Genomic DNA, 18,503 nt, shown 5'->3' on the forward strand with positions numbered 1-18,503 from the left:
CTAAGGGTTTTCACGCAGACCGAAGAGTGTAGTGCACTGCAGCATCCATGCCAAACTTTTTAATTGGGGTCAGATCCCAATTAATTTGGCTTTTGGCTTGACTTAAAATTAATTGGGGACAGATTCATTCGACCGTCTTTTTGGCAGGCCGTCCCGCCTTGCCTGGCACCAGCCGCCGCGTGGTGGACTGCTGCAACGCCCCCACAAAATCGGCTGAACCCAATGCCCAGCCCGACAGCGCACTTTGGGTCAGCTCCTGTTTCTCAGACTGAGCCAAGCCCGTCCGCACCAACTCGGCATAGGCCGCCTCGCGGGCAAATGGTGTGTTGCCCAAGCCCCAAAACAGGGCGTGCGGCATCACCCATTTGGCGCTCACCTGTCCAATACAGTGCCTGTGGCTGGACCATTTGAAGTCGGCTGCTTGCGCCACCATGCCCGCCCGCACGGGGTTCAAGTCGATGTAAACCATGCACGCCAAAAGATAGCGCTCACTTTCAATCAAGTTGCTGCGGTAGCGCCCTTCCCATAAGGTGCCTGTGCGTTGGTGCCGTAAATTAAAGTAGCGCACATAGGCCCGCCCCACCGCCTGCATCATCTGCGGTAGGCCATCGTCTGTTTCAGGCGTGACCAGCAAATGGAAATGGTTGTCCATGATCACATAGGCATGGATGGCCACCTTGAAGGTCTGCGCGTGCTCTTGCCACAGCGCCAGCAAACGCTCACGGTCGGCGTCGTCGCGCACGATGGGCTGGCGGTCGTTGCCACGCTGAATGACGTGGTGCGGGTAAGCGGCAACGGTGAGGCGGGGCTGGCGGGCCATGGAGAACTCCCGGAAGAAAACGCCAGTTTAATTGGGATCTGACCCCAATTAATTAAAGCCAAGGCGACAGAGGCTTGGGTCTGTTTTGCTTATGCTGATGGCATGAAGACAACCCTTCGCATCGGTGCCGGTGCAGGCTATGCAGGTGACCGCATTCCGCCCGCACTGGAGCTGGCAGAAAAAGGCCAGCTGGACTATCTCGTATTCGAGTGCCTGGCCGAGCGCACGATTGCTTTGGCCCAATTGGAACGCTCCAAAGACCCGGTCGCGGGCTTTGACGCCATGCTGCAAGCGCGCATGCGGGCCGTGTTGCCCGCGTGCATGCGTCAGGGCACACGCATCATCAGCAACATGGGCGCAGCCAATCCGCTGCAAGCCGGGCACGCGGTGCTGGCCGTGGCGCGTGAACTGGGCTTGCCCCAGGTCAAGGTGGCGGTGGTCCTGGGCGACGATGTGCTGGCCACCCTGACCCAAACCGGCTTGGCCCTGCCCGTGCTCGAATCGACTCAGACCCTTGGCGATCTGCAAACCCAACTGATCTCGGCCAATGCCTATTTAGGGGCTGAAGCCTTGCTGCCCGCCTTGCAAACCGATGCACAAGTCATCATCACCGGTCGCGTGGCCGACCCGGCGCTGTTTTTGGCCCCCTTGATGCACCACTTTGGCTGGGCCGCTGACGACTGGACGCGGCTGGGCAAAGGTGTGCTGGTCGGGCATTTGCTGGAATGCGCAGGACAAATCACCGGCGGTTACTTTGCCGACCCGGGCCACAAAGACGTGCCCGATCTGGCACGCTTGGGCTTTCCGCTGGCAGAAGTCAGCGCTTCAGGCGATGCCGTCATCACCAAAGTGGCGGGCTCGGGCGGCTGCGTCATGGTGGCCACCTGCACCGAGCAACTGCTCTACGAAATCGAAAATCCCGCACGCTATTTGCAGCCCGATGTGGTGGCCGATTTTTCTCAAGTGGTTTTGACGCAGCTGGGGCGAGACCGCGTGCAAGTCACGGGCGGTCAGGGTCACCCGCGTACCGACACGCTCAAGGTCACGCTGGGCTACCGCGACGGCTTCATTGGCGAAGGCCAGATGAGCTACGCCGGACCCGGTGCGCAGGCACGGGGCCAACTGGCGCTGGACGTGGTGCGCGAGCGCCTGGCCTTGGCCGGTTATTCCGCATTCGAAAACCGCTACGACCTGATCGGCGTGAACGCCATCTTCGGGTCAAGCGCCTCATCCGCCGACAGAGCAGAACCCGCCGAAGTGCGCGCCCGCGTGGCCCTGCGCGTGCCCACACAACAACAAGCCCTGCATGTGGCCCAAGAAGTCGAAGCGCTTTACACCAACGGCCCAGCCGCTGGCGGCGGTGCCACCCGATCGGTGCGCGAAGTGATTGCAGCAGCAGCCGTGCTCATGCCCCGCGAATCCGTGCACACCACCACCGTGCTGCTCAACGCCGAAGGACACTGACATGCTGCTGCGCGACATCGCCCACACCCGCACCGGCGACAAAGGCAACCGGTCCACCTTGTCGGTGATTGCTTACGACAAAAAAGACTTTGCCCTGCTGGAACAACACCTGAGCGCCGAACGCGTGCAAACCCACTTTGCGGGCACGGTGCACGGCCCGGTGGAACGCTACGCCCTGCCCCAATTGGGCGCCCTGAACTTTGTCATGCACAACGCGCTGGGCGGTGGTGTGACCCGCTCACTGGCTCTGGACGCCCACGGGAAATGCCTGAGTGCGCACCTGCTGTCATTTGTGATTGAATGATTTTTTTACTGACTGGAGAACCCATGAAACGTTTGCGCATTGCCGCCTTGTTGTCCACCGCCCTGGGCCTTGGCCTTGTGAGCTCCCTGGCACTGGCACAGGCCTACCCCAACAAACCGATCAAAGCCGTGGTGCCCTTTGCCGCAGGCAGCGCCACCGACCAAATTGGCCGCGCTTTTGCCCAAAAAATGTCGGAAGTGCTGGGCCAGCCTGTCGTGGTGGACAACCGCGCTGGCGTCAATGGCATGCTGGGCGCGGACGCGGTGGCCAAATCGGCACCCGACGGCTACACCATCCTGATCGGCACCAACAGCACCAATGCGGCCCTGAAAAGCCTGATGAAAAAGCTGCCCTATGACCAGGACACCGCCTTTGCGCCCGTGGCCTACATGGGCTCGGTGCCCCTGATCGTGGCGGTGAACAACGACGTGCCCGCCAAGAACCTGAAAGAGTTTGTGGACCTGGCCAAATCCAAACCCACACAAATTACCTTTGCCAGCGCCAGCACTTCGCAACTGGTGTCCAGCGAAGTACTCGCCAGCATGGCAGGCATCCAAATGACCAACGTGCCTTACAAGAGCGGCCCTGCAGCCATGACCGACCTGATTGGCGGCCAGGTGAACATGTTCAGCGCCGACTTTGCTGTGATGCTGCCTCAGGTCAAGGCCGGGAAAATTCGTGGCTTGGCCGTGACATCGACCCAGCGCTCCAAAGCCATTCCCGAGCTGCCCACCGTGAACGAAGCGCTGGGCCTGAAAGACTATGAGCTGATCGCCTACTTTGCAGTGTTTGCCCCCGCAGGCACGCCGGCTGACATCGTGAACAAGTTGAACGCGGCCGTGAACGCTGCAGCCACGGACAAAACCATCCTGGAGCGCTTCTCGGCTTTGGGCTTTGAAACGGCCCCGGCTTCGCCCGAAGCACTGGCGCAACGCTCCAAAGCCGAAACCGCCAAATGGGCCAAAGCCATTCGCGACGCGAAGATCGAGCCGCAATAATTTGAGTGGGCCTATTTGAATGGGCCTGCTGGTCGTCCGATCAGACCGCTTCGGGTCTGCCGACCAGCGGATACCGCCCGCCCATCAGCGCCTCCACCCCAAACTCTTGCAGCAGCGCCAGCAGGCGCTCCCCGGAGGCGCGTTTTTTCTGGCCGGTGTACTTGGCCAAAATCAGCTCGTTTTTCATGGAGTGTTCCCAGCCCACAAGTTCGGTCACGGTGACCGCATAACCTTGTGACTCCAGATACAAACAGCGCAACACGTTGGTGAGCTGGCTGCCGACTTCACGTGTGTGCAGGGGGTGACGCCAAAGTTCTGCCAATGGCGTGCGGTGCAAATTCATAGCCTTGTTTTGGTTGAGCGCGCGAGCCAACTCGGCCTGGCAGCAAGGCACCAGCACCATGTATTGGGCTTTCTTTTGCAGACCAAAGGCGATGGCGTCGTCGGTGGCGGTGTCGCAGGCGTGCAGCGCGGTGACCACGTCAATCTTTTCAGGCAATACGTCGCTTTGCGCCGACTCGGCCACGCTCAGGTTGAGGAACTGCATGCGCTCAAAGCCCAGCCGCTCGGCCAGTTGGCGTGAGGACTCCACCAGTTCGCTACGCGTTTCAATGCCGTAGATCGTGCCCTGACCCAGAGCCTTGAAAAACAGGTCGTAAATGATGAAGCCCAGATAGGACTTGCCCGCGCCGTGGTCGGCCAGCGTGGGACCGGTGTCGCTGGCGGGCAGCTCTTTGAGCAGCTTGTCGATGAACTGGAACAGGTGGTACACCTGCTTGAGTTTGCGGCGCGAGTCTTGGTTGAGCTTGCCTTCTCGCGTGAGAATGTGCAGCTCTTTGAGCAGTTCGACCGATTGGCCGGGGCGCACCTCGGGCGGCAAGGCTTGGCTGTCGACGGTAGGTGTTTTTTTCTTCATGGTATTTGTGTGGGAGCCGCGCCCTAGCGGCGATCAGGCTGGGTCTATTGCGACGAGGGCGTCGCTCCTACAGCTTCAAGGGCTTGGACCCACATCCAGCTTTTTCCAGCCCTCAGCCCCCAGCTTGTCCAGGGTCTCGATGTTGGTTTCGTAAATCATTTCGGCTTCGGGGAAAGCCTCCACAGCGCGGTCGATGCTTTCCTCGCGCAGCAGGTGCAGCGTGGGGTAAGGCGAGCGGTTGGTGAAGTTGCCGATGTCGTCCGGCTCGGTGTCGGCAAACTGGAATTGCGGGTGAAAACTCGCTACCTGAAACACGCCTTCCATGTCCAGCTCTTGCAACACAGCATCGGCTTCGTCCAGAAAATCGTTGAACTCCAGAAAATCCTGCAGCATCTGCGGCACGATCAAGAGCACGGTCTCGCGCTCTTCGGCGGGCATCTCAGCCAGCGCCTGCAACTGTTCGATCAGCTCATCGCGCAAGCCTTCCAGGCCTTTGGCTTCGCTCAGCACGTAATGGATCTGGCCCTTAACGTGTGGGGCTTTGGCAAAGGGGCACAGGTTCAAGCCAATCACGGCACGCTCAAGCCAGCGCACGGTGTCAGCGATTTCGGGGGTGTTCAGGTCGGTCATGGAGGAGATTGTGCCTGCGAGAGCAAGCGCCCCGCCGCCCAAGCCAGCACCGCACCCACCACACAACAACCTACCGTGACCAGCGGCGTGAGCTGCCAGCCGCCCGCACGCGCCGCCAAGGCCGCCACCAACGGCGGCCCCACGAACTGGCCCAACGCCGACAGTTGCTGCATCCAACCCACGGTGGTCGCCACCTGCTGCTCGCCCGGGGCCAGACGCACCGCCAAACTGAACAGCGTGCCCGGTACCAGCCCGCCCATGCCCGAGAACAAGAGCACACCGGCATAACGCAACCAGGGCTGGCCTTCGGTGAAGGCGGCAAAAGCCACGGTACTGCCCAGTGCCATGGCGCCAAAACCCAGCCACAAGGTGGTGCGGGGTGCCCAGCCGCGCTGCAGCAATCGGCCAGACGCCATATTGCCCACGATGTTGATGGCCGCCGCCAAGGCCGTGAGCACGCCCAGCAGCGCACCACTCACGCCAGCGGCGGCATAAATGGACGGCAAAAACCCGACCACGGCCAACCACTGCCCTGAATACATGCCAAAAGTGAGCGCCACCAGCCAGGGGCCGCGCGCGCCCAAGGTGCTGCGCAAGCGCTGCCAAGATCCCAGGCCCACGCCATGCGTTTGCCTTGGCTGAGCCGCCACCGGATCGGCGGGCACCACCCGCAGCAAGGCCGCAGCCATGGCCAGCGACACCCCCGCAAACAAACCCCACCACGCACTCCAGCCTAAGGCCGGAATGAACAGCGGCCCCGCCAGCAAGGCCAGCGCCGTACCCGTGGGCATGTAGGCACCCCACACGCCCAGCATGCCGGGCAGTTGCGCAGGCGGCACCAGGCGGCGAATCAGGGCGGGTGCAGGCAAAGCCACCAACAAAAAGCCAAGACCTTCGATGGCCCGCAGCGCCAGCAAAGCGGCGGTCGAAGTGGCGAATGCGCCCAGGCCGCTGGCCAGCGCTAGCAGGCACAAGCCGCGCACCATGCTGCGCCGCAAGCCCATGCCGTCAGCCAGCAAGCCCATGAACACCGCCAGGCTCATGCCCGCCAGTTGCACCATGGACAAGAGGAAACCAGACTGCACCAAAGTCAGGCCCAGCTCGGCCTGCAGCGCGGGCAAAGCGGGCGGCAACTTGCCCACCTGCAAAGCCGCCACGCCGCCCGCGAGCACGACCAGCCAAGCGGCGCGGTGGGCGCTCACCAGACTCACAGCAACTTGCGCCCCGTCAGGCGTTCATGCTCACGCAGGGCAAAGCGGTCGGTCATGCCCGCGATGTAGTCGGCCACCGAGCGGTGCAGGTCGGCACTGGCGGCGAAGTCTGTCGGCATTTCAGCGGGTTGGTCCACATAAGCGGCGAACAATTCGCGCACCACCTGTTGCGCCTGACCGGTGGTGTGCATCACTTGAGGATGACGGTAGAGCTGCGCGAACAAAAACTTTTTGAGCTCGCCGCTGCGGGCCTTCATGCCGGGGCTGAACGCCACCAGCGGCCCGGCCAAGCGGGCATCGGCCAGCGTGCGCACTCCTGCCTGAGCCACATCTTGGCGGGTGGTGTCGATGACGTCATACACCTGGTCACTCAACATGCGGCGAATGGTTTCGTACAGAACACGGCGCGGCTTTTCTGACAAACCTGGGTGCTCGGCTAATGTCTGCTGGTGGTAATGCGCAAACAATTCCACCTGCAGCAGTTGTTCGATGCTGATCAGTCCCGAGCGCACGCCATCGTCGATGTCATGTGCGTTGTAGGCAATGGCGTCGGCCAGGTTGCACAGCTGCGCCTCCAGGCTGGGTTGGGTGCGGTCGATGAAGCGCCGCCCGACGCCACCCGGCTCCATCCGTTCCAAATGCTCGGCATTGGCTCGCGAGCAGTGTTTGAGCACACCTTCGCGGGTTTCAAAGCTCAGGTTGAGCCCGTCAAACGCGGGGTAGCGTTCTTCGAGTTGGTCGACCACGCGCAGGCTTTGCAGGTTGTGCTCAAAGCCACCGTGCTCGGCCATGCATTCATTCAGCGTGTCTTGTCCGGCGTGTCCGAAAGGCGTGTGGCCCAGGTCGTGCGCCAGCGCCACGGCTTCGACCAAATCTTCGTTCAGACCCAGGGCGCGGGCGATGGAGCGGCCCAGCTGCGCGACTTCGAGCGAATGCGTCAGGCGCGTTCGGAACAAATCGCCTTCGTGGTTCAGGAACACCTGTGTCTTGTAAACCAGCCGCCGGAATGCGGTGGAATGCACGATGCGGTCGCGGTCGCGCTGGAAGGCATTGCGCGTGGGCGCTGGAGCTTCAGCAAACCGGCGACCCCGGCTGTGCGCCGGGTCGCAGGCCAGCGCCGACAAGCTGGCATGAGCGGGTAAGGAACCCACGGGCATTTCCAGTGACTCAGCGAACATGGCCATCAAGCGCAGCAGGCGTTGATCACCTCGCGCACCATGGCATCAGGCGCGCCGCAGACCATGGCTTTGCAAGGCCCGTCGATCACCACAAACTGGATGTCACCACCGATGGCTTTTTTATCGAGGCGCATGTGTTCGATGTAATGGCCCGCGTTGTCGGCCGCATCGATGATGGGGCCGCGCACCGGCAAGCCCGCACGCTCGATGATGGCGCGCAGGCGCGCCACAAAAGCGGCATCGACTTTGCCTAGACGTTGCGACAACTCCGCGGCCATGACCATACCGCAGCCCACCGCCTCGCCGTGCAACCACACGCCAAACCCCAGACCCGCCTCAATGGCGTGGCCAAAAGTATGGCCAAAATTCAGAATAGCGCGCAGTCCAGCTTCGCGCTCGTCTTGCCCGACCACCCAGGCCTTGATCTCACAGCTGCGCTTGACGGCGTGCGCCATCACAGCCGGGTCTTGCGCCATCAGGGCGTCAATGTTCGCCTCGATCCAGCCCAAGAAATCCATATCGGCAATCGGACCATATTTGATGACTTCGGCCAAGCCTGCGCTCAACTCACGCGGGGGCAAGGTGACCAAGGTGTTCAGGTCGCACACCACGCGCACAGGTTGGTAGAACGCGCCGATCATGTTTTTGCCTAAAGGGTGGTTGATGGCGGTTTTGCCGCCCACCGAAGAGTCGACCTGCGACAAGAGCGTGGTCGGCACCTGCACAAAGGGGACGCCGCGCATGTAGCTGGCGGCGGCAAAGCCGGTCATGTCGCCCACCACGCCGCCGCCCAAGGCAAACAGCACCGTCTTGCGGTCGCAGCCTTGACCCAACAGAGCGTCAAAAATCAGGTTCAGGGTCTGCCAGTCTTTGTGCGCCTCGCCGTCCGGCAGCACCACGGTGTGCACCTGTTTGTAATGCGGGGCAATCGCGCTGCGCAAGGCGGCTTCGTACATCGGCGCAATCGTGTCGTTGGTCACGATCATGGCGGTGCTCGCCTTGGGCAAGCCAGCCCAAGTCTCCGCTCGGCCGAGCAGGCCTTGGCCAATCTGGATGTCGTAACTGCGGTCGTCCAACGAAATGGCGACCTTTTGAACAGGTGCGGTTTGGAGGGGGAATGTAGGCTCGGACATAGCCCTCAAGTGTAGGGGGTCTGAAGGGCGATGGAGCGTTTCAGGTTTTGTGTGCAGGCGGGATCGGGGCGGGCGTGTGTGCAGGCAGATGCCCGGCCAGTTCCAGCTGCATGATGATCATGTTGACCAAAGTGGCCACCGAGGGGCGACCGGTTTCAATGACAAAGTGGGCTGCTTGCCGGTACAACGGGTCTCGCGCCTCAAACAAGGCCCGCAGGCGGCTCAGGGGGTCGTCCACCTGCAACAAAGGGCGGGCTGTGTCATGGCGCACCCGGCGAAAAACGTCTTCGGGGGTCGAGCGCAGGTAAACCACATGACCGCGCTCATGCAAATGACGCCGATTGGTTTCGCGCAAAACGGCCCCACCCCCTGTGGCGATGACGCCCTCATGGGTTTGGGTCAACTCGTCGAGCACCTGTTGTTCCACGTCGCGAAAGCTGTCTTCACCTTCACGGGCAAAGAACTCCCGAATCGAGCATCCCAACTGGTGCTCGATCACATGGTCAGAATCGACAAAAGGCTGCCCCAAGCGGCGTGCCAATTGCCTGCCAATGGTGGTTTTGCCCGAGCCCGGTAGGCCCACGAAGATGATGCTCAAGAAAGTCTCACACTGGAAAAGTCGGCTGGGCCACCCACAAAAAGGGCCAGCAATTGATTGCCTTCAAGTGTATTCGACCGGCTTGCCTTTCCCTGCCTTGAACCCTGAGGCCAGCGGCACGGGGGCCCAAGGGCCTATTCATGAGGCTTCAGGGCGGGAGGGTGGCCGGCCCATCGGCCACCACCCGGGGGGTGAGGAAAATCAGCAACTCGCTTTTGCGCCGGGTCTGGTCCCGGTTTTTGAACAGCCACCCCAGACCGGGCACATCGCCCAGAGCCGGCACCTTGGCTTCGTCGTGGCGGTTGGTTTCTTCGTATATGCCGCCGAGCACCACGGTGCCACCGTCCTCCACCCGCACTTGGGTCTTCACATGCTTGGTGTTGATGGCGTAACCTGCCGGGGTGATTTGCCCGACGCTGTCGCGGTTCACATCCACATCGAGCACGACCGAACCATCGGGCGTGATCTGGGGCGTCACCTCCAGTTTGAGGTTGGCCTTTCTGAATGAGATCGCGGTCACACCGTTGCCCAATGCCGTTTGATAAGGCAACTCGGTGCCCTGTTCGATCAGCGCTTTGGTCTGATCGGCTGTCACCACCCGAGGACGCGACACCACCTTGCCCAGTCCTGCGGCTTCCAACGCTGAAATTTCCACATTGATGAACCGGTCGGCTGCGGCGTTGAACAGCGAGACAGCAAACGTGGCTGGGGTGTTGAGCGTTTGGCCAGCCGAACCTGCAGGCAGGTTGACCTGGTTGCCGGCCACAGTCCCGGCTGCTGTTGGCTGGTTACTGGCACCCACAGCCAGGGTGTTGGAGCGCCCCTGCACTTTCATGGGAATTGCCAACCCCATGCCCAAGCGCACCCCGAGCGATTGGCCAAACTGGTCATCGGCCTCCACAATCCGGGCCTCGATCAGGATCTGCCGCACAGGCACATCCAGTTGCGTCAGCATTTTTTGAAGTTCCAGCACGCGTGCCGGCAAATCTGAAATAAAGATCTGATTGGTGCGGGGCTCGGCCAACACACTGCCACGCGAACTCAGCCAACGCCCCCCCGTGCTGCCGGCAGCTCCACCCTGCAGGCGCTGGGCCACCTCGGTGGCGCGGGCATATTGCAAACGCAAGGACAGCATCTGCAGGGGGCTGACCGCCTCCAACGCGGCTTGAGCATCGAGCTGCTTTTTTTCGCGCAAGGCCCATTCGCCCTGAGGCGCAATCCACAGCACACGACCCTCTTGGCGCGACACCAGTCCCTTGGACTGCAACACGATGCTCAAAGCCTGTTGCCACGGCACCTCGCTCAAACGCACAGTCACCGGTCCGCTCACACTGTCGGTCGGCACCACATTGAGCCCCGAAAAGTCGGCAAACACCTGCAGCAGGACTTTGATGTCGATGTTTTGAAAATTCAAACTGATTGGCTTGTCATCTGGCACTGTCACCGCACCCGCATGTCTGTCGGAACGTGCGTCCCCACCATCCGGACTGCCCGGGATTTGTGCCCCCGCCATGCCTGCGCAGCACACACATGCTAGCCACACGCTGGTGTGAAGTCCGTATTGCTTGAAATGCCTCATCGCTTCTCACTCCCCATGCTGTGGCCATCAGCGGCGGGCCGCATGCCGTCAAGCTTGATGATGGGTTCTCGCGCCAAACGCAAACTCACGCCGTTCTCGGCGATGGCCACCACCCGATGACCCTCCTGCGTGACACGTTGCCCCAAACGGACCTTGGCCCCATGTGGCCCAGCCGACAAAATCGCGTACTGATCGCCGCCCTGCTGCCACAACCCCACCCATCGCACGCGAACCAGTGGCCAGTGGCGGGGGTCTGGTGGCAAATCTTCATGGCGTGCGGTGGTCATCGATGTGCCCGCCGCTACAGCATCAGTGGATGGCGTCAAATTTCCCACGCCTGCTGCTGCGCCTCCCCAAGACCTGGCAGTTGCGACATTCACAGCGAACAGCGCTGGCCCCGTGCGGACTCGGGCGCCCCCCGAAGAAGGCATCTGCCAGATGGCCTGTCGTGCCTGTAAGCCAGTGCCCTCATCTCCCCTGTTGTGCTCAGCCGTGCCACCCACTTCGGCCGGACGCATCCAAAGGCGCATCACCAGATCAATCTGAACTTCTGCTGCTTGTTCCAAGGCCGTCACATTGATGCGGTCGATGGTGCACAACGGCCCTGTTTCGGCGCAGGCCGACCATGCCCGGCTCCAGTCCTCGAAACGACCCTGCAGACGAAAAGTGGCGGCCTGATGGCTCAAATGGTTGCGTTGACTGTCGCCTCCCTTGGCGGACTTGGGCAAAGCGACTGACTCTGGGGCCAAGGGGCGCATGGATTGCAAGCGCAAACCGTGCGCAGCCAACACCTGCTGCCAATCGGTCCAGATTTGTCCATCCCTCGTTATGGCAGGCAAACTGGCTAGTCTGCCCTGCACATCGTTTGCGAGCGCGTGATTGGAGGGCTTGGCTGCTGTCACCGTCAAGTTGGTCAACTGCTGCGCCAAACGGGCCACCGCTTCTTCAGCCTGCGCATGGTTGCCTCGCACCTCTGGCTGCGCCAGTTCCATGAGCAGCACCCCAAGCAAGCACGCTGTCAGGGCGTACGCCCAGCGACGCCACCAACGCGCGGCCACACGCTGCAGGTGCGGCCAGCGCATGTCACCGTGGGGTATGTCGGCCAAGAGGTTCATGGCCGGGCCTCTTTGGTGCGCGAAAACGGCACTGGCAGCACCGCTTGAGCATTTGGCCATTGGGCGTGCCAAACAAAATTCACCTCACCTGCAGGTCCAACCGTCATACTCGTCAGGCCTAAAGGGTGGGGCCACTGCGCAGACAAGCTTTGCCGGACCTCAGACTCCGCGTTGATACCTTGCATCGTGCCGTGCAACTCGATTTTTTCTGCTTCTGACTGCAAACGCACCAGTCTCAGGCCACGGTCCTGGGCTTCTTCTTGCAAGCTCTCATGCAGGCGCATCCAAGCCTGCTGATGATCGACGATCTGTTGAAGTTGACCGGCTTGCTCGGCTTGCCAGCGCAGCCAGGTTTGCGCACGATCGGCCTCTTGGGCCTGCTGTTGGCGAGCGCGCAAAGCCTCCTGCAAACGACTTTGCTCCTGATGCAGCTGCGCCGTCTCGATCGCCAGCCCATGCTGCCACACCCAGGCCAACAAGATACCCACCACCAGCCCGACCAAGCTGCTCCACCAGCGGTAAAAAACCTTTTGCTGCCGAGCCTGGCCCGGGTGATTCAGCAAATTCAACGAGCGCGTCACAGCCAAGCTTTCAGGGCCAAGCCCGCCGCCACCAGACGCGGACCGCCCGGAGTGAACATCACTTTCTGGAGCGCCTCCTCGATGACTGCATCAGAGTCTGCACGCAGATGGCTTTGTGCTGATTCTGAGGATGGAGGCAGACCGTCTAGGGCATCCAGTCGAAATTGCCAGTCTTGTGGCGCCTGGGTCAACAGACTGTCGACACCGCCGCGCAAAGCACGGGCACCCCGTTGCGCGGCCTGCAACTCCGACTCAACGCTAGCCAGTCGCCACCCTGCAGCGCGGGTGCAACTTTTGAAGGCCGCCATTCGGGCTTGTGCGCAGCCCATCCAATGCACGCGTTGAACCAGCCCATCGGTCAAAGGTGCGGGTTCAAAATCAAAGTTCACCTCGTCGGGCTCCAGATGCAAGGCATGGGCCACTTCGAGCTGCACCTCGTACACCCAATCTTCTTCAGGCAGATCGGCTGGGAAGTCGATGTACCCCTCCTGGAGCATCGCCAATGGCAAGGCCATATTGAGTCGATGGCGTGCCCCGCCGCCAGATCGCCCATGCTGGCGCAAATGTTGGCTCAGCCCACTCAGGTCGGAGGCATCCAGGTTTGGGGATGCAGGCAATGCCACCAGGGTCTGGACCTTGGCCAGGCTATGAATGGGTCGCGTCAAGCCGCTCAGTACCCAGGCACCGTCACCCTGCGGTGCCAAGCCCCAAGCATAACGGACCGATCCTTGGCCCCACCGTTGCCACAACCGCGCCAATGCTTGCATGCTGTGCCTCCCTCGAAACGGCCTGCAGGGTCATCGATGAAAGGTTTTGTAACATGATTCGACCGATTTGACAATTTATTAAAACAAAATAATTACAAAATTCTTCAAATTTTTCCTTCATCCGGACCAAGATTTTTATAATGGCCCGCAGCCCGCGCATTGTTGGCTGCCCCAACAGCCCACTTATGCCCTCCAAAGACACCGCCTCAGCAGAAAAACAAAGCGCCCCAGAGCAGGCCACAGGCTCCCCTCTCCTGTCATGGGCTTTGAAATTGGCCGCTTGGGCCATTGGCCTGATTGCTGCTGGATTGGCGTCCATCCTGCTGGTGGTGGGTGTGGCCATGGTCATCGCCTACCCCAACCTGCCTGACATTTCTGACCTGGCCGATTACAAACCCAAGTTGCCACTGCGTGTCTTCACCGAAGACGGACAGTTGATGGGTGAATTTGGGGAAGAGCGGCGAAACCTCACGCCCATTCAAGACATTCCCCAAGTCATGAAAGATGCGGTGTTGTCCATCGAAGACAACCGCTTTTACCAGCACGGCGGCGTGGACTATCTGGGCATCTTGCGTGCCGGCATTGCCAACGTTGGCCGCATGAAAAGCCAAGGGGCCTCGACCATCACCATGCAGGTCGCACGCAACGTGTACCTGTCTTCCGAGAAAACCTACACCCGCAAGATTTATGAAATCCTGCTGACCTACAAGCTCGAACACCTGTTGACCAAGGACCAGATTCTTGAGATCTACATGAACCAGATTTTTCTGGGCAACCGAGCTTACGGTTTTGCTTCAGCAGCAGAGACTTATTTCGGCAAGCCGCTCAAAGAGATCAGCGTTGCCGAAGCGGCCATGTTGGCGGGGCTCCCCAAAGCGCCCTCTGCCTACAACCCGATCAGCAACCCCAAACGTGCACGCTCCCGCCAGCTCTACATCATCGAGCGGATGGAAGACAACAAGTACATCACGGCGGCACAAGCCAAAGCGGCCAAAGCCGAGCCCCTCAAATTGCGGTCGGCCTCTGACAAAAAAATTCTGCACGCCGAATATGTGGCTGAAACCGTGCGGCAAATGGTCTTTGCCCAATATGGCCAGGAGACCTACACGCGTGGCCTGAACGTTTACACCACCGTGCAATCGACCGAACAGATGGCCGCCTACAAGGCCTTGCGCCAGGGCATCATGGATTTCGAGCGCCGCCAGATTTACCGTGGCCCCGAGAAGTTCATCGACCTGCCCGCAGACCCCAAAAAGATGGAAGATGCCATCGACGATGCGCTCGAAGAGCACCCTGACAACGGCGATGTGCTGTCGGCCGTGGTGTTGGAAGCATCGCCGCGCCAAGTGGTGGCGATTCGCCAAAACGGCGAACAAATCTCCATCTCGGGCGATGGTCTCAAACCTGCGCAATCAGGCCTGTCCGACAAAACGCCACCCGCCAAACAAGTGCGAAAAGGCGCCCTGATCCGCATCACCCAAACCCCCAAAGGGATTTGGGAAATCACGCAGTTGCCCGAAGTGGAAGGCGCTTTGGTGGCCATCACACCCCAAACGGGTGCCATCCGGGCCTTGGTGGGTGGTTTTGACTTTGCCAAAAACAAATTCAACCATGTGACGCAGGCTTGGCGACAGCCAGGCTCCAGCTTCAAACCCTTTATTTATTCCGCCGCACTTGAAAAAGGCTTCACACCCGCCACCGTGGTCAACGATTCACCTTTGTTTTTTGACAGTGCCGTCACGGGCGGTCAGCCTTGGGAACCCAAAAACTACGACGGCAAGTTCGACGGCCCCATGAGCTTGCGCACGGGTCTGGCGAAGTCCAAGAACATGGTGTCGATTCGCGTGTTGCAAGCGGTTGGACCTCGCCCCGCTCAAGAATGGGTCACCCGCTTTGGTTTTGACGAAGACAAACACCCGGCCTTTTTGACGATGGCGCTGGGCGCGGGGTCGGTCACCCCCATGCAGATGGCCACAGGCTACGCGGTATTTGCCAACGGCGGTTACAAAGTTCAGCCTCACCTGATCACGCGCATCTCGGACTACAAAGACCGCGTGCTGGTGGACAGCCCCGCCGTGGCGCAAATGGGTGAAACCTCAGCCATCCCGCCTCGCAATGCCTTTGTCATGACCAGTTTGCTGCAAGAGGTCACGCGCTCGGGCACCGCAGCTCGCGCTCAGGGCACTTTGCGTCGACCCGACATCTACGGCAAAACGGGCACCACCAACGATGCCATGGACGCGTGGTTTGCAGGCTACCAGCCCAGCTTGGCGGCAGTGGTCTGGATCGGCTACGACACGCCGCGCAAATTGGGTGATCGAGAAACTGGCGGGGGCCTGAGTTTGCCCGTTTGGATCAGCTTCATGGAAACCGCTTTGCGCGGGATTCCGGTCTCGGAGCCGCCCGTGCCCGAAGGTTTGGTGAATGTGGGCGGTGACTGGATGTACGAAGAGTACGCTCGTGGTGGCGGGATCAGCACCTTGGGCACAGGCACGAATGGGGCGGACAAAACCCCCAACGCATCGCCACCGGGCGAAGAACGCAACCGGATTCTGGATTTGTTCCGAAATTAAATCGCCAGCTCACCACCTCGGCCACCGTGTAACCAGTACCGAGGTTTGACTTTCAGGGCTTGAACGACAGGTTTTGCCCAGCCTGTTCTGACGCATAGCGCGACAGGCTTTCCCAGAACTCACCCTGCCCCTTGGTGTCCATCCAGTGCGAACCGTCAAACTTGTAATGAAAGCCGCCACACCGCGCCGCCAACCACACCTCGTGCAAGGGCTTTTGCAGGTTGATCACGATCTGACTGCGGTTGGGAAAGGTGAGCGTGACCATACCGCCGGTGCGCTGGTTGTCGATGTCGGCGTCGGTGTCGTCGTTCAAACGGTCACAGCTGATCTCTACGCCCGCCAGCAGGCGTTCAGCTTGGTCCAGAAATTCAATGTCGGTCATTACAATCGGTGCATGTTGAAGGTCTTAAAGATTCTAGTCACGGCGCATGCCCTTGTCGGCGGTGCGGCGATGTTAACGGCGTGCGGCCAAAAAGGCCCACTGTACTCACCGAACACGCCCGAGTCTGCTGGCAGGGCCACCCTGCCGCAAACCTTGAGCCCATGGCGCGTCCAGAACGAACCAGCAACGTCCTCTGCGGCCAAGAACGCCAAGACCGAAACCACGGTGCCAACTGTTGCCCCTTCTGGCACACCCGCCACAGCCCCCCTGAATACACCCGCAGCACCCTCTGCCGCCCCAAGATGAACGCCATTGCCACACCCCAAGGCCTGCCAGGCCAACCCCACATCGCCTACCAGGGTGATCAACTCATGGTGGAAGGCGTGCGCTTGTCTGACTTGGCCAGCGAACACGGTACGCCCCTGTTTGTTTACTCCAAAGCCGCCATGCTCTCGGCCCTGGCCGCCTACCAGCGCGGCTTTGCGGGTCGCAAGGCCCAAATTTGCTACGCCATGAAAGCCAACTCGACCCTGGCGGTGCTGCAGGTCTTTGCCGATGCCGGTTGCGGCTTTGACACCGTCTCCGGGGGCGAGCTGGCCCGTGTGTTGGCCGCAGGCGCTGACCCGGCCAAGGTGATTTTTTCGGGCGTTGGCAAAACCCGCGCAGAGATGAAACAAGCCCTGCAAGTGGGCATCGGCTGCTTCAACGTGGAAAGTGAAGCCGAATTGGACGTGCTGAGCGAAGTGGCCGTAGGCTTGGGCAAACAAGCGCCGGTCAGTTTGCGTGTGAACCCCAACGTGGACGCCAAGACCCATCCGTACATCTCCACCGGGCTGAAGGGCAACAAATTCGGCATCGCCCATGAAGACAGCCTGCGCGCTTACCGCCATGCGGCCAGCCTGCCCGGCCTGAAAGTGGTGGGCATCGACTGCCACATCGGCTCGCAGATCACCGAAACCACCCCATATTTGGACGCCATGGACCGCGTGCTGGACCTGGTGGGCGAGATCGAGGCGGCAGGCATCCCGATTCACCACATCGATTTTGGTGGCGGTTTGGGCATCAATTACAACGGCGATACCCCGCCCGAGGCCGATGCGCTGTGGGCACAGCTGCTGGCCAAGCTCGATGCACGCGGTTACGGCCAACGTCAAATCATGATCGAGCCGGGTCGCTCGCTGGTTGGCAATGCGGGCGTGTGCCTGACCGAGGTGCTGTACCTCAAGCCTGGTGAGCAAAAGAATTTTTGCATCGTGGACGCGGCCATGAACGACCTGCCCCGCCCGGCTATGTACCAGGCCTTCCACCAGATCGTGCCGGTTTCGCCACGTTCAGGTGAGGGTGAGGTGTATGACGTGGTGGGCCCAGTGTGCGAGAGCGGCGATTGGATCGGCCGCGACCGCCAGCTGCAAGTAGCATCCGGTGACACACTGGCCGTGCTATCGGCGGGCGCTTACTGCATGAGCATGGCCAGCAACTACAACACCCGAGGGCGCGCCGCCGAAATCTTGGTCGATGGCACCCAAGCCCACCTGATCCGCCAGCGCGAATCGGCGTTCGACACCTTCGCGCTGGAACAGTTGGTTTGAAAAGCGCTGGCAGCCTGAACCGGCTGCACAGCGTCTGATTGCCCGCTCAGGGCCGCCGTGCTGAACGCAGCCAGCGCCAGCCCAGCAAACCCGCCAAGATGCCCGCATAGACCAGGACCTCCGCAAAGTCCTGTTTGCCTGCCCGCATCCACCAAAAGTGCAGCAAGGCGAGCACAGCCACCCCATAAACACCACGGTGCAGCAACTGCCAACGCCTGCCGCCCAGCCATCGCACGGCCCGGTTGAAAGACGTGGCGGCCAGCGCCAACAAGATCACAAATGCACTGAAACCCAACCAGATGAAGGGGCGTTTGAAGAGGTCTTGCAGCGTATCGGCCAAGTCAAAGCCCATGTCAAACCAGGCGTAGCACAGCAGGTGCAGGCTGGCGTAGCCAAACACCAGCAAGCCCAACATGCGCCGAAACCGCAGCAACTCTGGCCAGCCCAGCCCAATGCGCAAAGGGGTCACGGCCAACACCACGCACAGGCTGCGCAGCGTCCAGTCGCCTGTGGCGCGGATCAGGGCTTCGGCAGGGTTGGGGCCCAGCTGGTCCTGCAGGGTTTGCGCCAGCAACCAGGCCCAAGGCAGGCAGCCGAGCACCAACAAAGCCCACCAAGCGGCGGGATGACGCAGCGCCGCCCTCATGCCCTTAAAAAGATGGCCC

19 protein-coding genes are annotated in these 18,503 nt (G+C 60.9%); 6 read left to right on the forward strand and 13 right to left on the reverse strand.

Features of this window, described 5'->3' with window-relative positions; all coding sequences use genetic code 11:
- Positions 1-124: 124 nt before the first annotated feature.
- On the reverse strand, positions 125-820 hold the full coding sequence (locus ACZ5SR_RS14430; protein ID WP_464449321.1) for a transposase: 696 nt from the start codon (positions 818-820) through the stop codon (positions 125-127).
- A gap of 102 nt (positions 821-922) precedes the next feature.
- Between ACZ5SR_RS14430 and ACZ5SR_RS14435 the strand changes: the two genes are divergently transcribed.
- The 3 genes from ACZ5SR_RS14435 to ACZ5SR_RS14445 are packed head-to-tail and all read left to right on the forward strand — an operon-like array spanning position 923 to position 3,586.
- Positions 923-2,284: an acyclic terpene utilization AtuA family protein gene (locus ACZ5SR_RS14435; protein WP_464449322.1), complete on the forward strand. Its 1,362-nt coding sequence runs from the start codon at positions 923-925 to the stop codon at positions 2,282-2,284.
- Position 2,285: 1 nt separating this feature from the next.
- On the forward strand, positions 2,286-2,588 hold the full coding sequence (locus tag ACZ5SR_RS14440; RefSeq protein WP_464449323.1) for an AtuA-related protein: 303 nt from the start codon (positions 2,286-2,288) through the stop codon (positions 2,586-2,588).
- Between the two features lie 23 nt (positions 2,589-2,611).
- Entirely contained in the window at positions 2,612-3,586 is a 975-nt protein-coding gene (locus tag ACZ5SR_RS14445) for a Bug family tripartite tricarboxylate transporter substrate binding protein (RefSeq protein ID WP_464449324.1), read from the forward strand.
- 40 nt (positions 3,587-3,626) lie between these two features.
- On the opposite strand, the gene ACZ5SR_RS14450 is transcribed toward ACZ5SR_RS14445, so the two are convergent.
- The 10 genes from ACZ5SR_RS14450 to ACZ5SR_RS14495 form a co-directional block, all read right to left on the reverse strand.
- The gene (locus ACZ5SR_RS14450; RefSeq protein ID WP_464449325.1) at positions 3,627-4,502 is read right to left on the reverse strand and encodes a class I SAM-dependent methyltransferase; all 876 of its coding nucleotides are present in this window, start codon (positions 4,500-4,502) and stop codon (positions 3,627-3,629) included.
- Positions 4,503-4,577: 75 nt separating this feature from the next.
- Complete coding sequence (locus ACZ5SR_RS14455; RefSeq protein ID WP_464449326.1) at positions 4,578-5,132, reverse strand: DUF1415 domain-containing protein; 555 nt, start codon at positions 5,130-5,132, stop codon at positions 4,578-4,580.
- Positions 5,129-6,343, reverse strand: coding sequence for an MFS transporter (locus ACZ5SR_RS14460; RefSeq protein ID WP_464449327.1), 1,215 nt, complete (start codon positions 6,341-6,343; stop codon positions 5,129-5,131). The genes ACZ5SR_RS14455 and ACZ5SR_RS14460 overlap by 4 nt, the downstream gene beginning before the upstream one ends.
- Positions 6,340-7,521, reverse strand: a complete 1,182-nt coding sequence (locus ACZ5SR_RS14465; protein WP_464449328.1) for a deoxyguanosinetriphosphate triphosphohydrolase — start codon at positions 7,519-7,521, stop codon at positions 6,340-6,342. Before ACZ5SR_RS14465 ends, ACZ5SR_RS14460 begins: the two co-directional genes overlap by 4 nt.
- Positions 7,522-7,526: 5 nt before the next feature.
- Positions 7,527-8,654: a 3-dehydroquinate synthase gene (gene aroB, locus ACZ5SR_RS14470; RefSeq protein WP_464449329.1), complete on the reverse strand. Its 1,128-nt coding sequence runs from the start codon at positions 8,652-8,654 to the stop codon at positions 7,527-7,529.
- Positions 8,655-8,694: 40 nt separating this feature from the next.
- On the reverse strand, positions 8,695-9,252 hold the full coding sequence (locus ACZ5SR_RS14475; protein WP_464449330.1) for a shikimate kinase: 558 nt from the start codon (positions 9,250-9,252) through the stop codon (positions 8,695-8,697).
- A gap of 148 nt (positions 9,253-9,400) precedes the next feature.
- Complete coding sequence (locus tag ACZ5SR_RS14480; protein WP_464449331.1) at positions 9,401-10,666, reverse strand: type IV pilus secretin PilQ; 1,266 nt, start codon at positions 10,664-10,666, stop codon at positions 9,401-9,403.
- Between the two features lie 161 nt (positions 10,667-10,827).
- A complete protein-coding gene (locus ACZ5SR_RS14485) occupies positions 10,828-11,946 on the reverse strand; it encodes a hypothetical protein (protein ID WP_464449332.1) in 1,119 nt (372 codons plus the stop codon).
- Complete coding sequence (locus ACZ5SR_RS14490) at positions 11,943-12,515, reverse strand: hypothetical protein (protein ID WP_464449333.1); 573 nt, start codon at positions 12,513-12,515, stop codon at positions 11,943-11,945. Before ACZ5SR_RS14490 ends, ACZ5SR_RS14485 begins: the two co-directional genes overlap by 4 nt.
- A gap of 8 nt (positions 12,516-12,523) precedes the next feature.
- Positions 12,524-13,294: a hypothetical protein gene (locus ACZ5SR_RS14495; protein WP_464449334.1), complete on the reverse strand. Its 771-nt coding sequence runs from the start codon at positions 13,292-13,294 to the stop codon at positions 12,524-12,526.
- Between the two features lie 185 nt (positions 13,295-13,479).
- Here ACZ5SR_RS14495 and ACZ5SR_RS14500 point away from each other — a divergent pair, with 185 nt between their 5' ends.
- Complete coding sequence (locus tag ACZ5SR_RS14500; protein WP_464449335.1) at positions 13,480-15,867, forward strand: penicillin-binding protein 1A; 2,388 nt, start codon at positions 13,480-13,482, stop codon at positions 15,865-15,867.
- Between the two features lie 52 nt (positions 15,868-15,919).
- On the opposite strand, the gene cyaY is transcribed toward ACZ5SR_RS14500, so the two are convergent.
- Entirely contained in the window at positions 15,920-16,249 is a 330-nt protein-coding gene (gene cyaY, locus ACZ5SR_RS14505) for an iron donor protein CyaY (RefSeq protein ID WP_464449336.1), read from the reverse strand.
- Between the two features lie 12 nt (positions 16,250-16,261).
- Here cyaY and lptM point away from each other — a divergent pair, with 12 nt between their 5' ends.
- Together lptM and lysA are read left to right on the forward strand one after the other, a co-directional pair.
- Positions 16,262-16,555: an LPS translocon maturation chaperone LptM gene (gene lptM / locus ACZ5SR_RS14510; protein WP_464449337.1), complete on the forward strand. Its 294-nt coding sequence runs from the start codon at positions 16,262-16,264 to the stop codon at positions 16,553-16,555.
- Positions 16,552-17,838 carry a diaminopimelate decarboxylase gene (gene lysA, locus ACZ5SR_RS14515; protein ID WP_464449338.1) on the forward strand — a complete coding sequence of 429 codons (1,287 nt, stop codon included), beginning with the start codon at positions 16,552-16,554 and terminating at the stop codon, positions 17,836-17,838. The genes lptM and lysA overlap by 4 nt, the downstream gene beginning before the upstream one ends.
- Before the next feature lie 46 nt (positions 17,839-17,884).
- Here the strand turns inward: lysA and ACZ5SR_RS14520 are convergent, their stop codons facing one another.
- Positions 17,885-18,484, reverse strand: coding sequence for a protein-methionine-sulfoxide reductase heme-binding subunit MsrQ (locus tag ACZ5SR_RS14520; RefSeq protein WP_464449339.1), 600 nt, complete (start codon positions 18,482-18,484; stop codon positions 17,885-17,887).
- Between the last annotated feature and the right edge of the window lie 19 nt (positions 18,485-18,503).

It is taken from the genome of Limnohabitans sp. TEGF002 (genome assembly GCF_055395845.1).